General features: G+C 67.7%; 16 protein-coding genes. 3 read left to right on the forward strand and 13 right to left on the reverse strand.

Annotation, left to right across the window (positions count from 1 at the left end; all coding sequences use genetic code 11):
- Window positions 1-85 precede the first annotated feature (85 nt).
- The 10 genes from thiL to exbB form a co-directional block, all read right to left on the reverse strand.
- Window positions 86-1,084, reverse strand: coding sequence for a thiamine-phosphate kinase (thiL, locus tag V5F78_RS09555; protein WP_394071690.1), 999 nt, complete (start codon window positions 1,082-1,084; stop codon window positions 86-88).
- Between the two features lies 1 nt (window position 1,085).
- Window positions 1,086-1,568: a transcription antitermination factor NusB gene (nusB, locus tag V5F78_RS09560; RefSeq protein ID WP_394071689.1), complete on the reverse strand. Its 483-nt coding sequence runs from the start codon at window positions 1,566-1,568 to the stop codon at window positions 1,086-1,088.
- Complete coding sequence (gene ribH, locus V5F78_RS09565; protein WP_394071688.1) at window positions 1,565-2,056, reverse strand: 6,7-dimethyl-8-ribityllumazine synthase; 492 nt, start codon at window positions 2,054-2,056, stop codon at window positions 1,565-1,567. The genes nusB and ribH overlap by 4 nt, the downstream gene beginning before the upstream one ends.
- Before the next feature lie 6 nt (window positions 2,057-2,062).
- Window positions 2,063-2,701 carry a riboflavin synthase gene (locus V5F78_RS09570; protein WP_394071687.1) on the reverse strand — a complete coding sequence of 213 codons (639 nt, stop codon included), beginning with the start codon at window positions 2,699-2,701 and terminating at the stop codon, window positions 2,063-2,065.
- 411 nt (window positions 2,702-3,112) lie between these two features.
- Window positions 3,113-4,249, reverse strand: coding sequence for a bifunctional diaminohydroxyphosphoribosylaminopyrimidine deaminase/5-amino-6-(5-phosphoribosylamino)uracil reductase RibD (gene ribD, locus V5F78_RS09575; protein WP_394071686.1), 1,137 nt, complete (start codon window positions 4,247-4,249; stop codon window positions 3,113-3,115).
- Window positions 4,250-4,252: 3 nt separating this feature from the next.
- Entirely contained in the window at window positions 4,253-4,792 is a 540-nt protein-coding gene (gene nrdR / locus V5F78_RS09580) for a transcriptional regulator NrdR (protein WP_394071685.1), read from the reverse strand.
- 28 nt (window positions 4,793-4,820) lie between these two features.
- Window positions 4,821-6,134, reverse strand: coding sequence for a serine hydroxymethyltransferase (gene glyA / locus V5F78_RS09585; RefSeq protein ID WP_394071684.1), 1,314 nt, complete (start codon window positions 6,132-6,134; stop codon window positions 4,821-4,823).
- 188 nt (window positions 6,135-6,322) lie between these two features.
- Window positions 6,323-7,180 carry an energy transducer TonB family protein gene (locus V5F78_RS09590; RefSeq protein ID WP_394071683.1) on the reverse strand — a complete coding sequence of 286 codons (858 nt, stop codon included), beginning with the start codon at window positions 7,178-7,180 and terminating at the stop codon, window positions 6,323-6,325.
- Window positions 7,177-7,698 carry a TonB system transport protein ExbD gene (gene exbD, locus V5F78_RS09595; protein WP_394071682.1) on the reverse strand — a complete coding sequence of 174 codons (522 nt, stop codon included), beginning with the start codon at window positions 7,696-7,698 and terminating at the stop codon, window positions 7,177-7,179. The genes V5F78_RS09590 and exbD overlap by 4 nt, the downstream gene beginning before the upstream one ends.
- Window positions 7,699-7,701: 3 nt before the next feature.
- A complete protein-coding gene (gene exbB / locus V5F78_RS09600; RefSeq protein WP_394071681.1) occupies window positions 7,702-8,454 on the reverse strand; it encodes a tonB-system energizer ExbB in 753 nt (250 codons plus the stop codon).
- 672 nt (window positions 8,455-9,126) lie between these two features.
- On the opposite strand from exbB, the gene rimO reads away from it, so the two are divergent.
- Window positions 9,127-10,461, forward strand: coding sequence for a 30S ribosomal protein S12 methylthiotransferase RimO (gene rimO / locus V5F78_RS09605; RefSeq protein ID WP_394071680.1), 1,335 nt, complete (start codon window positions 9,127-9,129; stop codon window positions 10,459-10,461).
- 97 nt (window positions 10,462-10,558) lie between these two features.
- Here the strand turns inward: rimO and rpoZ are convergent, their stop codons facing one another.
- Complete coding sequence (rpoZ, locus tag V5F78_RS09610; RefSeq protein ID WP_394071679.1) at window positions 10,559-10,945, reverse strand: DNA-directed RNA polymerase subunit omega; 387 nt, start codon at window positions 10,943-10,945, stop codon at window positions 10,559-10,561.
- A gap of 203 nt (window positions 10,946-11,148) precedes the next feature.
- Between rpoZ and V5F78_RS09615 the strand changes: the two genes are divergently transcribed.
- Window positions 11,149-11,754, forward strand: coding sequence for a LabA-like NYN domain-containing protein (locus V5F78_RS09615; protein ID WP_348848379.1), 606 nt, complete (start codon window positions 11,149-11,151; stop codon window positions 11,752-11,754).
- 6 nt (window positions 11,755-11,760) lie between these two features.
- Window positions 11,761-12,405 (forward strand): uracil-DNA glycosylase, encoded by a 645-nt coding sequence (locus tag V5F78_RS09620; RefSeq protein ID WP_394071678.1) that lies wholly within the window; start codon window positions 11,761-11,763, stop codon window positions 12,403-12,405.
- Here V5F78_RS09620 and V5F78_RS09625 read toward each other — a convergent pair.
- Both V5F78_RS09625 and smpB read right to left on the reverse strand, forming a co-directional pair.
- A complete protein-coding gene (locus tag V5F78_RS09625) occupies window positions 12,402-12,968 on the reverse strand; it encodes a peroxiredoxin (protein WP_394071677.1) in 567 nt (188 codons plus the stop codon). The genes V5F78_RS09620 and V5F78_RS09625 overlap by 4 nt on opposite strands.
- A 134-nt stretch (window positions 12,969-13,102) precedes the next feature.
- Window positions 13,103-13,582 (reverse strand): SsrA-binding protein SmpB, encoded by a 480-nt coding sequence (gene smpB / locus V5F78_RS09630; RefSeq protein WP_394012080.1) that lies wholly within the window; start codon window positions 13,580-13,582, stop codon window positions 13,103-13,105.
- Window positions 13,583-13,641: the final 59 nt, after the last annotated feature.

The following is a 13,641-nucleotide window of genomic DNA, read 5'->3' on the forward strand; positions in this document are numbered from 1 at the left end:
CCGCAGCTTAACGGTGGGAAGGGGGATTGGTTCCGCACTGCAATGGCGGCATCACGGCGCGCCGGCGACAGCCCTGCGGCGATCCTCAGAAATGGCTGAAGCTCCGCTGCTCCAGCACCATGGAATTGCCGGCTCCGTCCAGCAGATCCAGCCCCTCTTCCGCCCGCGTCTCGCCAATCACGGTGCAGAAGATCCCCGCTTCTCGCGCCGCCGCGAGAAAGGCATCCACCTCGGCAAAGGGGAGCGTGGCGGCGATCTCATAATCGTCGCCCCCGGTGAGCGCGGTGGCGAACAGGGCGGGCTCGGCGGCAATCGCCGCCCGCGCGGCCGCCGAAAGCGGCACCCGGCCGGCATGGATCCGGCCGCCGCAGCCGGAGGCCGCAAGCATCTTCGCGACGTCGCCGACCAGACCGTCGGACACATCCATGCCCGCCGCCGCGTGGTCGCGCAGCGCGCCAGCGAGCGCAAGGCGCGGCTGGGGATGGAGATAGCGGTCGGCGAGATGGGCGATGAGGGCGGCGTCCAGGCCGGCAAAGCCCGGCCGCGCTGGATCGAGCCGCCATTGCAGCCCGAGCGCCGCATCGCCGATGGTGCCGGAAACCACGATCGCCTGGTCCGGCCGGGCACCGGTGCGCGGCACGAAGCGCCCGCGCGGCACGGCACCGAAGGCGGTGATGGAGAGCGTCAGCGGACCGGGCGTGCGCACCGTGTCGCCGCCGAGGATGGGGCAGCCGTAGACATCCGCATCGGCGCCGAGGCCGGCGGAGAAGGCTTCCATCCAGGCGCCGGTGACATCGCGCGGCAAGGCCAGCGCCAGTAGCGCGCCGAGCGGGCGCGCGCCCTTGGCCGCAAGGTCGGAGAGGTTCACCCGCATCACCTTGCGGGCGATGGAGGCCGGCGGATCGTCGGGAAAAAAATGCACGCCCGCGACCACCGCGTCCTTGGTGAGGACGAGGTCGCAATCGGCCGGCGGGGTGAGGATGGCGGCATCGTCCAGCAGACCGCGCGCGGCGGCGTCCCGGGCGATGGGCCGGAAGAACCGGCCGATGAATTCATCCTCGCCCGAACCGCCGTCCGCGACCATCTCAATCGGTTCCGCTGCGGGCAAACTCGCTGGCGCGCAAGTCGCGCGCGAGGGCATCCAGCACCGCATTGACCATGCCGGTCTCGTCGCGATCCAGGAACGCGCCGGCGACGTTGACATATTCGGCGATCACCACGCGCGCCGGCACGTCCGGGCGCGAGGACAGCTCGAACGCACCCGCGCGCAGCACCGCGCGCAGAACCACTTCCACACGGCGCAGCGGCCAGCCGTCGGAGAGCGCCTTGTCCACCATGGGATCGAGCGTGCGCTGGTCACGCACCACGCCTTCGACCACGTCCTTGAACAGGGTCACGTCGGCGTCGGGATATTGCGTCCCCTCCACCTCCTGCCCGAGCCAGTGGCTCTGAAACTCGGCGAAGATCTCGTTCACCGGCGTGCCGGCCACGTCCATCTGGTAGAGCGCCTGCACCGCGCCCAGGCGGGCGAGGCTCTTACGCATGGGTTTCGGCGCGGTCTCGCTCATTCCGACACCCGGCGCTTGAGGCGCACCAGGTTGAGCGCCGCCTCGGCCGCGCCGCCGCCCTTGTTGCCCTCGGAGACGCGCGCGCGCTCCCAGGCCTGCGCCTCGGTATCCACGGTGAGAATGCCGTTGCCCACCGGCATCGCATGGGCGAGGCCGAGGTCCATGAGCCCGCGCGCGGATTCGCCCGCGACGATCTCGAAATGATAGGTCTCGCCCCGGATGACGCAGCCGAGCGCGACGATGGCGTCGATCGGCTCACCGCTGATTTCCGCGCCATCCATGGCAATCTCGGCGGCGATGGGAATTTCCAGCGCGCCGGGCACCGTCACCACCTCGACCTCGACCCCGGCCGCTTCCAGCGCGGCGCGCGCGCCGGCGAGCAGTTCGTCAGCCAAGGCCTCGTAATAGCGGGCTTCCACGATGAGCACCCGCGCGCCGGAAACCGGCTCCGCCGCGGTGCCTGCGCGCTCGTTGCGCGTGCTGACCATGTCAAATCACTCCTGAATTAGGCGCGAGGGGTACGCGCCGCGAGGGAACTCCGCAAGTCGCGCCGCATAGCGCGCCATCAGGTCCACTTCGAGATTGATGTCGTCGCCCGCTTTCACCCCGCCCCAGGAGGTGACCGCCAGGGTGTGGGGAATGAGCAGGCAGGTGAAAAAATTGCCGTCCACGGTGTTCACCGTGAGCGAGGTGCCGTCCAGGCAGACCGAGCCCTTGGCGGCGATGAAGCGGGCGAGATCGGCCGGCGCCTCGAAGGTGAATTTGGTGGTCTCGGCGAAATCCTCCCGTGCCGCGACCCGCGCCATGGCGTCCACGTGGCCGGTTACGATATGCCCGCCGAGTTCCGCGCCGATCGCCAGCGCGCGCTCCAGATTGATGCGCCGCCCCGCTTGCCATTGCGCGACCGTGGTGATGGCCAAGGTCTCGGGCGCCGCATCCACGGTGAAGAGGCTGCGCCGGGGACCGCCCTCCTGCACGGCGGTGACCGTGAGGCAGACGCCCGAGCAGGCGATCGAGGCGCCGATGGCGATGCCGGCGGGATCATAATCCGAGGCGATGGCGAGGGTGCGCACCTCGTGATGGGCGGTGACCTCGGTGAGAAGGCCGAGATCGGTGACGATGCCGGTGAACATGGTGTGCGTCCAAATCCCTCTGCGGGCCGTTCCCTCTGCGGGCTCTGCCGCAAAAGCCAGATGTCACGCCCTTAGAGCATGTCGCGGCGAAAATCGCGTCCCTTTTTCGCGATGCCGCAGCGCCGCAACGCATGGCGCCCCTGCGTCTGGCGCGGGCGGCGGACCTCTCGGACGGATCGACATTCGGTGGCGGGATGCCTCGTCGAGGTGCCTGACGGCGCGTGCGCGCCATTGGCTTTCTTTCTCCCAGCCGTCATGGCCGGCCCTCTCCCGGCCTTCCACGCCGGGCCGATGGCACGGGCCCTGAAAATCCGGTGCCTGCGGCGCCGCGTGGATGCACGGGACAGGCCCGTGCATGAGGCAGCTTTGCTGCAATGGCGTCAGGCCATCGATGTCGGTCGGTTCTTGGCCTCAGCGCCGGCGCAGCCGCGTCAGATGGTCTGGGCCGAGATCCGCATGCTCGACCTCGACGAAACCCACCGGCGCGGTGAGGCGCTCCAGCGCGCGGCCCGGCAAGGCGTCGAGCGCATCGGGGCCGAGCCTGCGCGGGCCGCGCAACAGCGCCACCTCGTCCACGAGGCCCGACTCCAGCAGCGCGGCCGCCAGGTGCGGGCCGCCTTCCACCATCAGCCGCGTGACGCCCAGCAGCCCGAGCAGATGCAGGCTCGCGCCGAGATCGAGCCGGCCGTCGCTCGCGCGCGGCACCCGCAGCACTTCCAGCCCGAGATCCACCAGGATGCGCTCGGGACCGAGCGGAGCCTCCTCCGCGCAGATCACCCAGACCGGCACTTCCTGCGCGGTCCGCACCAGGGCACTCGCGGGCGACAGGCGCAGGTCGCTATCCAGCACCACGCGCACCGGCGAGCGTCCTTCCAGGCCCGGCAGGCGGCAGGTAAGCATGGGATCGTCGGCCAGCACGGTGCCGATGCCCACCATGATCGCATCGCTATGGGCGCGCATGAGATGGACCCGGGCGCGCGCCTCCTCCCCCGTGATCGCCGCCGGGCGCGGACCGGGGAGCGCGGCCTTGCCATCGGCGGAGACCGCCATTTTGAGCAGAACATGCGGGCGGCCGCGGGTGACGCGGCTGATGTGGCCGGCATGGTCCTCCAGCGCCTGTTCGGCGCCCACGCCCACCGTCACCCAGATGCCGGCGGCGCGCAGGCGGGCGACGCCCCGGCCCTTCACCCGGTGGTCGGGATCCTCGATCGCCGCCACCACCCGGCGGATGCCGGCGGCGACCACCGCATCCGCGCAGGGCGGCGTGCGCCCGTAATGGGAACAGGGTTCGAGCGTGACATAGAGCGTCGCGCCCCGGGCACCCTCCCCGGCTTGAGTCAATGCAAGAGGTTCGGCATGGGGCCGGCCGGCGGGCGCGGTGCCGGCGGCGCCGAGGATCTTCGGGCCGTGCTCGGTCTGCCGCACCACGAGGGCGCCGACCGAGGGATTGGGCCAAGTGCGGCCAAGGCCCTCTTGCCCGACCCGCAGGGCCTCGGCCATCAGGCGTTCGTCTTCCTGGGGGGAAATGACCGCCTCAAGGGCTGCCATGGATCAGTCCTCGTGCGCGGCGGAAGCCGATGACGCCGGCTTTTGTTCGCCGGACGTCGGCCGAGCTTCGCCGGGCGTCAATTTGGGCTCGCCGTCCGACGACAATTCGCCGAGCAGGCTTTCGAAATCCTTCGCCTCGCGGAAATTGCGATAAACCGACGCGAACCGCACGTAAGCGACGTCGTCGATCTGCTTGAGACCTTCCATCACCAATTCGCCGATGGTCTCGGATGTGATGTCGCTGTCGCCGAGGCTTTCCAATTGGCGCACAAGGCCGGAGAGCATGCGCTCCACCCGCTCAGGCTCCACCGGCCGCTTGCGCAGGGCGATCTCCACCGAGCGGGCGAGCTTGTCGCGATCGAACGGCACCCGCCGGCCGGACCGCTTCAGCACCATGAGCTCGCGCAATTGCACGCGCTCGAACGTGGTGAAGCGGCCGCCGCAATCGGGGCACACCCGGCGGCGACGGATGGCCGTGTTGTCCTCGGTCGGCCGGCTATCCTTCACCTGGGTGTCCAGGCTTCCGCAGTACGGACACCGCATGTTGGATAGCCCCCCGGCGCCCCCGCGCTCAGCTGTAGATGGGGAAGCGCGCGAGAAGCTCGGCCACTTTCCCGCGAACCGCCTGTTCCACCAGGCTATCCTCGTCCGCGCCCTTCTGCGAGAGCACGTCGAGCACTTCCGCGATCATGTGGCCCACCTGCTGGAATTCCGCCACCCCAAATCCGCGCGTCGTCCCCGCCGGCGTGCCGAGGCGCACGCCCGAGGTGACGAACGGCTTTTCGGGATCGAAGGGAATGCCGTTCTTATTCGTGGTGATGTGGGCGCGCCCGAGCGCGGCTTCGGAAACCTTTCCGGTCAGCCGCTTGGGCCGCAGATCCACCAGCATCAGATGGGTGTCGGTGCCGCCGGAGACGATGGCGAAGCCGTGGCCGCGCAGCGTGTCGGCGAGCGCCTTGGCGTTCTCCACCACATTCTTCGCATAGATCTTGAACGAGGGCTGAAGCGCCTCGCCGAACGCCACCGCCTTGCCGGCGATGACATGCATCAGCGGGCCGCCCTGGATGCCAGGGAAGATCGCGGAATTGATCTTCTTGGCCAGATCCTCGTCATTGGTCAGGATCATGCCCCCGCGCGGGCCGCGCAGGGTCTTATGGGTGGTGGTGGTCACCACATGGGCGTGCGGGAACGGGCTCGGGTGCGCGCCGCCTGCCACGAGGCCGGCGAAATGCGCCATGTCCACCATGAGCTTGGCGCCCACCGAATCGGCGATGGCGCGCATCTTCGCGAAATCAATGACGCGCGGATACGCCGAGCCGCCGGCGACGATCACCTTGGGCTTGTGCTGGTCGGCGAGCCTGGCCACTTCCTCATAGTCGATGCGCTGGTCATCCTCGCGCACGCCATAGGGGATGGGCGTGAACCACTTGCCAGACATGTTCACGGGCGAGCCGTGGGTCAGGTGTCCGCCGGCCGCCAGATTGAGGCCCAGGAACGCGTCGCCGGGCTGCATCAGGGCGAAGAACACCGCCTGGTTGGCCTGGCTGCCGGAATTGGGCTGCACATTGGCGAAGCCGCACCCGAACAGCTTCTTCGCCCGGTCGATCGCGAGATTTTCCGCAACATCCACGAACTGGCAGCCGCCGTAATAGCGCTTGCCGGGATAGCCTTCGGCATATTTGTTCGTGAGCACCGACCCCTGGGCTTCCAGCACCGCGCGCGAGACGATGTTCTCGGACGCAATGAGTTCGATTTCCTCGCGCTGGCGACCGAGCTCCGCTGTAATGGCGGCGGCGATCTCGGGATCGCTCTCCGAGAGCGGCGCGGAGAAGAAGCGGTTCAGATCCTCCGTGACGGAGGCGCGGTTCGCGTCGAGCGAGGCCATGAAGGTGGTCTCCGAGGGTTTCGCTGCGCCGGCTCGCGGCACGGCTGGCGCGAACTTGGGCAGGGGTGGTCGCTTAGCACAGGGTGGCGGCCAAGTCCAAAGCCCCGCCCCACCTTTCCGGCACGGCTGGCCTGCGCGGGCCGAGGGGCGTGCGCGGCGCGCGCGCCCTCGCCTCACGTATTGCCCCGTCAGCGCGGGTTGAAGTTCACCGGCACCGTGAGGCTGATGGTGCTGCCGCCGATTTCCGGCGGCGGGGCCGGCACGGGCGATGCGCGGTGGATCAGCGCCAGCACCTCGCGGTCCAGCACGGCCGATCCGGCGGAGCCGGCAAGGCTCGCGGATACGACCCGGCCCGACCGGTCGATGGTGAAGCGCAGGCGCGCCATGCCTTTGTCGCCGTTGGCGTCGGCGGGATAGCGCTTATAGCGGTTGAGGTGCGCCATCAGCTGCCCACGCCAGGTCGCCTGCGCCGCCGAATTGGCGGAAGAGGCGCCGATCGCCGGCGCCGCCGCGGTGGTGGCCTGCGGCGCATCGGTCTTCGGCGCGGCGGTGGTGGCCGGGGCGGCGGGCTTGCGGCTCGCCTTCTTTTTCGGCGGCTCGGGCTTTTCCTGCGGCTTCGGCTTTTCCTTCACCTCCTCCACCGGCTTCTGCTGCGGCAGCATTACTTCGGCCATGGGCGGCGGCGGAGGAAGCTCGAACACCTCTTCCACCTTCTCCATCACCTGCGGCTCGGGCGGCGGGGGCGAATCATCCGGCGTCTCGGGGGCGTCTGGCACCGGCTCGGGCGCCTTCACCATGGGCGGGCCGGGGGCGATGTCGGGCGTTTCCGAGGGCGAGGACACCGCGAGATCCGCCAATTCGATCACCATCGCGGCGGCCGGAAGGTCGCCCTCCTGGTCGCGCTGCCAATAGAGCCCGATATAGACCAGCGCCCCGTGGATGAGGAAAATCACCAGCGCCGCCAGCGCCCAGCGCGCGATGAAGGCCAGAACCTCTGCGCGCGTGGGATGGTGCCAGTGGAAATGGGGATGGTGGACCGACGTCACCGCCCTGCCCCTGAGGTGGCGGCTGCGGGCGCGGCCGGTGCAGGCGCGGCTGTCGCGGGCGCGGCACCCGAGGGCGCAGGCGCACCTGCCGGAAGCGCGGGCGCGGCGCCTTCCAGGCCCACCAGAGCCACCTTCAGATAGCCCGCATTGCGCAGCAGGTTCATCACCTCCATCACGTCGCCATAGGGCACGGAGCGGTCGGCGCGCACGAACACCCGCTGCTGCTTGTCGCCGTTCGAGGCGGCATCCAGCACCCGGCCGAAACCATCGCGCGGCACCTGGTCATTGCCGAGCGACAAGGTGAGATCGCTTTTCACCGTCAGAAACAGCGGCTTGTCCGGGCGCGGCTGGGGCTGGGCATTGGAGGTCGGCAGGTCCACCTGCACATCCACGGTGGCGAGCGGCGCCGCCACCATGAAGATGATCAGCAGCACCAGGATCACGTCGATAAATGGCGTGACGTTGATTTCATGGTTTTCGACGAGATCGTCGCCGCCGAGATCGAGCTTAGCGGCCATGGCTCACTCCGCCGCTGCGCGCAGGGGCGGCGCGCTGATGCCCGCGTCGTGCCGGTCGAGATCGCGGGAAAGATGCCGCAGCACTTCGGAGGAGGAATCGCCCAGCGTCGCCCTGTAATTGGCGATCGCGCGCGCAAACACATTGTAGATCACCACCGCCGGAATGGCGGCGACGAGACCGATGGCGGTGGCGAGCAGCGCTTCCGCGATACCGGGTGCCACCACGGCCAGATTGGTGGTCTGCGCCTTCGAGATGCCGATGAAACTGTTCATGATGCCCCACACGGTGCCGAACAGCCCGACGAACGGCGCCGTCGCGCCGATGGTGGCGAGAAGGCCGGTGCCCACCTGCATGCGGCGCGTGGCATAGGCATCGATCCGGCTGAGCGAGATCGCCACGCGCTCCTTGATGCCCTCGGCCGGCAGGCCGCGCGAGGCCTCAAGCTCCACCAAAGCGGCGCGCACAAGCCGGTTAGTCGTGGTCTTGGCGGTGCCGAGCGCGCCGGCGGCGGGCAGGAGCCCGCTCGCCTGGCGCAGGATCTTGAGGCCGCGCCGGGCCTGCGCCAGCGCCATGAAAAGTTCGAGCACCTTCACCACGGCGACGGTCCAGGTGACCACGGAGGCGAAGGCCAGCCCGAGCATCACCGCCTTCACCACCAGGTCCGCCGCCATGAACATGCCCCAGGGCGAAAGATCATGCGGCAGGATCAGCGATGCGGAGGTGGCCACCGGCGCGCCGGCACTCGGCGTACCCACACCGGGCGCGCCCTGGGCGGAAGGGGCAGGAACAGAAGGAGTGGAAACAGAAGGAGCGGAAATAGAAGGCGTGGAAACCGTTGGCGCGGCAGCGGCGGGGGTGGCGCTTGCCGCGGAAGGAGCGCTTACGGGCGCCGGGCCCGTGGGAACAGCCGCCGGAGCGGAGGGCCCGGGCGACACGGCGGGTGCCGGCAAGGCACGCTGGGCGGGCAAGCTCGTAGGGGCGGATTGCGCTTGCGGCGCCGGCTGCTGCGCCATCCCCATGCTGGGCGCCGCAACGGCACCGGCCACGATCAGGGAAAGGATCGAACCCCAACGGACGCACGCGCGGGGCATGCATGAAAATTCGCGTGTCGTCATCGCGCTTCACCGGCAAGAAAAAGAAAGCTGGTTGGCTGGCGACCCGCGGCGGGGATTGGCTGGCTGGCTTAATCCTTACGCCATCAAAGGGATGACGTTAAGCGTTTTTCTCTGCTGCGACCATGCGCCCGGATACCGCTGCGTCAAGCCGCCTCATGGTTTTGCGGACGCGCGCGAGAGGTAAAAAAGCCCGGCGGCCGCGCGTGCGGCCACCGGCTTGCCGGCTTCGTGTCCGGGCGCGGGATTGACGCCGCCCCTATCCTCGCTTAACGCGTCGGCGCTCCTGACACTGATGGAAACGCGCCCCGCGCCATGGCCGAACTCGCGCCGAAGACTTCGCCTCGTATTTCGTTCGTCTCGCTTGGCTGCCCGAAGGCGCTGGTGGACAGCGAGCGCATCATCACGCGCCTGCGCGCCGAAGGCTATGAACTCTCCCGCGGCCATGATGGCGCGGACCTCGTCATCGTCAACACCTGCGGGTTTCTGGACAGCGCGAAGGCGGAGAGCCTTTCCGCCATCGGCGAGGCGCTGGCGGAAAACGGCAAGGTGGTGGTCACCGGCTGCATGGGCGCCGAGCCCGAGCAGATCCGCGCGGTGCACCCGAGCGTGCTCGCCATCTCCGGCCCCCAGCAATATGAGAGCGTGCTCGCCGCCGTGCACGAAGCGGTGCCGCCGCAGCATGATCCATTCCTGGATCTCGTGCCGGAGCACGGCATCAAGCTCACTCCGCGCCATTATGCCTATCTGAAGATTTCCGAAGGCTGCAACAATCGCTGCACCTTCTGCATCATCCCCAAGCTGCGCGGCGACCTTGTGAGCCGCCCCCTCGCCGACGTGATGCGCGAGGCCGAGCGCCTCGTCGCCGCCGGGGTGAAGGAATTGCTGGTGATCTCGCAGGATACCTCGGCCTATGGCGTCGACATCAAATATGCCGAGAGCCTGTGGCGCGATCGCGAACGCTCCGCCCGCTTCTTCGATCTGGCCGAGGCGCTGGGCGAGCTCGGCGCGTGGGTGCGCCTGCATTATGTCTACCCCTATCCCCATGTGGATCGGGTGATGGACCTGATGGCGAGCGGCAAGGTGCTGCCCTATCTGGATATTCCCTTCCAGCATGCGAGCCCGACCGTGCTGAAGCGCATGAAGCGCCCGGCCTCGCAGGAGAAGACGCTGGCGCGCGTGCAGGCCTGGCGCGCGGCGGTGCCGGACCTGACCTTGCGCTCCACCTTCATCGTCGGCTTTCCCGGCGAGAGCGAGGAGGAATTCACCGAGCTTCTGGACTTCCTGAAGGAAGCCGAGCTCGACCGCGTGGGCTGCTTCAAATTCGAACCGGTGGCCGGCGCCCCCGCCAACGACCTCGCCGCCCCGGTGCCGGACGAAGTGAAGGCCGAGCGCTACGACCGCTTCATGAAGACCCAGCAGGCGATTTCCGCCCGCCGTCTCAAGCGCAAGGTGGGCACGCGCCAGCAAGTGATCATCGACAGCGTCGGCCCGGCCGGTGCCATCGGCCGCACCAAGGGCGACGCGCCCGAGATCGACGGCCGCGTGCATGTCGCCTCGCGCCGGCCGCTGCGGGTGGGCGAGATCACCACGGTGAAGATCGAGGCGGCGGACGCCTATGATCTGCGGGGCAGCGCCGTCGGCTTCTGAGGCCGGTCGCGACCAACGGAAATCCGATCAAATAAAAACGCGGCCGGCAGAGCCGACCGCGTTCAAAAATCACGCAAATCCCGTGGGGACGGAGGGTTCAGCCCTCGTCCTCGTCATTGTGCTCGGGCGGCACGAGGCCCTGGAGGCCGGCGAGCAGCTCTTCCTCGGTCATGCGGTCGAGCACGATGTCGGTGTCGTCGCTGGAGCCGACGCTGGAAGCGATCATCGGCACCGTCTCGGGTTCCGGCTCGTCCACCTCGGTGTATTTCTGCAAGGTGTGGATGAGGTCTTCCTTCAGATCCTCGGGGCTCACCGTCTCATCCGCAATTTCACGCAGGGCAACGACGGGGTTCTTGTCGTTGTCGCGGTCGATGGTGATCGGCGCCCCTGAGGAAATCATGCGGGCGCGGTGGCCGGCGAGGAGAACCAGCTCGAAACGGTTGTCGACCTTGTCGATGCAGTCCTCAACGGTGACACGGGCCATGGGCTCGGCACTCCCTCGTGCGCGGTAAGATAAGGTAGGATGTCAGTTTGAAGAGGGTTTGTTTACAGGAAAGCCCGGGACGCGGCAAGGGCACGCAGGCTTTTCACTTGCGCTCCGCTTAAGTCTGTCCGAGAAAGGTTGGACTTCCCATTTTATACCCATTCTAGCTTGTACACTCCCCCTCTTGGTTTTGGACGCCCTTTATGAACGGACTGGAAAAGATCGCGCTGCTTATTGATGGCGCCAATCTCTATTCAGCAACAAAGGCTCTCGGTTTCGACATCGACTACAAGCGGCTGTTGAAAGAATTTCAGTCGCGCGGATATCTCCTGCGCGCTTTTTATTACACCACCCTGATCGAAGACCAGGAGTATTCCTCCATCCGGCCGCTGCTGGATTGGCTCGACTATAACGGGTATTCCGTCGTCACGAAGCTGGCACGCGAATTCACGGACTCCCAGGGCCGCCGCCGGGTGCGCGGGAACATGGATATCGAGATCGCCGTGGACGCGATGGAACTCGCCGGCCACGTGGACCATATCGTGCTGTTTTCCGGCGACGGGGATTTCCGTTCCCTCGTCGAAGCCTTGCAGCGCAAGGGCATTCGCGTCAGCGTCGTGTCCACCGTCTCCACCCAGCCGCCCCTGATCTCGGACGAATTGCGGCGGCAGGCCGATATCTTCCTGGATCTGGTGGACCTGCAATCGAAGATCGGGCGCGATCCCGCCGAGCGGCAGGGGCGCATGCATGAGACGCCCCGGTTCCTGGAGCGGCGCGGTTCCCCGCTGCCCGACGCCGAAGAGCCCTGATCCTGCATGGAACGCCAGCCGGGGCATGATTGCCCCCTATGCCCGCGCCTCGCGGCGTTTCGCGACCAATGGCGCGCGGCCGAGCCCACATGGTTCAACGGCCCGGTGCCCGGATTCGGCCCGCACGATGCCCGCCTGCTGATCGTGGGACTTGCGCCCGGCCTGCGCGGCGCGAACCGCACCGGGCGCCCGTTCACCGGCGATTTCGCCGGCGACCTGCTCTACCAGACCTTGCTGGATTTCGGCTTCGCCGTGGGCAGCTACGCGGCGCGACCGGACGACGGGTTGGAGCTGCGCGATGCGCGCATCGTCAATGCGGTGCGCTGCGTTCCGCCGGAGAACAAGCCCACCACCGAGGAAATCCGCACCTGCCGGCCGTTCCTCCATTCCGCCATCTCGGCCATGCCGAACCTCAAGGCGATCATCGCGCTTGGCAAGATCGGCCATGATTCCACCGTGGCCGCGCTGGGCGAGAAGGTGTCGCGCGTGAAGTTCGGCCACGGCGCTCAGGCGCAGATCGGCCCCTTGCGCCTGTTCGGCAGCTATCATTGCTCGCGCTACAACACCAATACGGGCGTGCTGACGCCGGCCATGTTCGCCGACGTCTTCCGCGCGGCAAGCGCCTATCTGCAGACCGCCGCCGGCCGCTAGCCGGCCATCCGCCGACGCAGGAATTCGAGCACGTTTCCCGCGTTCTCATGGGGCGGGTACACCGGGTAGAAGACGTGTTCCACCACCCCGTCCTCGATGATCAGGGTGATGCGCTTCAGCAGCACCTTGCCCTCCACCGTGAAGGTCGGCAGTTCCACCGCGCGGGTGAATTCCAGCGTGTGGTCCGACAGCAGCGGAAACGGCAGATGGAGCCGCTCGGCGACTTCGCGCTGGTAGGCGGTGTCCTGGGTGGAAAGGCCGAACACATGGTGCGCGCCCACCTCGACCAATTGCTCGAAATGGTCGCGGAAGGCGCAGCTCTGCGGGGTGCAGCCCCGGGCGCCGGGAATTTCGTCCCAGCCCTCCGGGTTCGGCGTGTCCGGCTGGCCGGTGCGCGGATAGCAATAGACCACGATGCGCCCGGACAGGGAGGAGAGATCCACCCGCCGCCCGTCGGTGGAGGCAAGCGGAATGATGGGCAGTTCCAGGCCCGGCAGATGGCGTGCCTTGCCATCATCCTCGGGGATCGGAAGATTTTCGGGAAGTTCGCTCCAGTCGGCCACGGCTGCATCCCTGTCTTGCCCGGCGCGCGGTTTGCCCGGCACCGGCGTGTTGGTCTCATCCTAGCAAAGGCATGGCCGCGGTACAGCTGTCGCGCGCAGTGCCCACGACCCCTCCCGCGGTTTGGTGGATCGAGCTATCCGCGATCGCGCATGAGGCGGGCCTTGTCGCGGCCCCAGTCGCGCTCCTTCACAGCCTCGCGCTTGTCGTGGGTCTTGCGGCCCTTGCCGATCGCGACTTCGACCTTGGCGCGGCCCTGCTCGTTGAAATAGATCTTCATGGCGACGATGGTCATGCCCTCGCGCTCCACCGCCTGCGCCAGCTTGCCGATCTGGCGCTTGTGCATCAGCAGCTTGCGGGGGCGGCGGGTCTCATGGTTGAAGCGGTTGGCTTCCAGATATTCGGGAATATAGGCGTTGTAGAGCCACAATTCCCCATTCTTGGCGGCGGCATAGCTTTCGCCGATGGTCGCCTTGCCGCTGCGCAGGCTCTTGACCTCGGTGCCGGTCAGCATGATTCCGGCTTCGAAGACCTCGCCGATCTCGTAGTCGAAGCGGGCACGCCGATTGTCGGCGACCACTTTGCGCGGCAGTTCTTTCTTCTTTTTTTCTGACATTTGCTTTTGGGGACGGCGGCGGAAGGGGCGAACCTCTCCCGCCGCGCGCTGTCCCTCAA

This window comes from Roseixanthobacter glucoisosaccharinicivorans, from assembly GCF_043195095.2.
Taxonomy (GTDB): domain Bacteria; phylum Pseudomonadota; class Alphaproteobacteria; order Rhizobiales; family Xanthobacteraceae; genus NCEH01.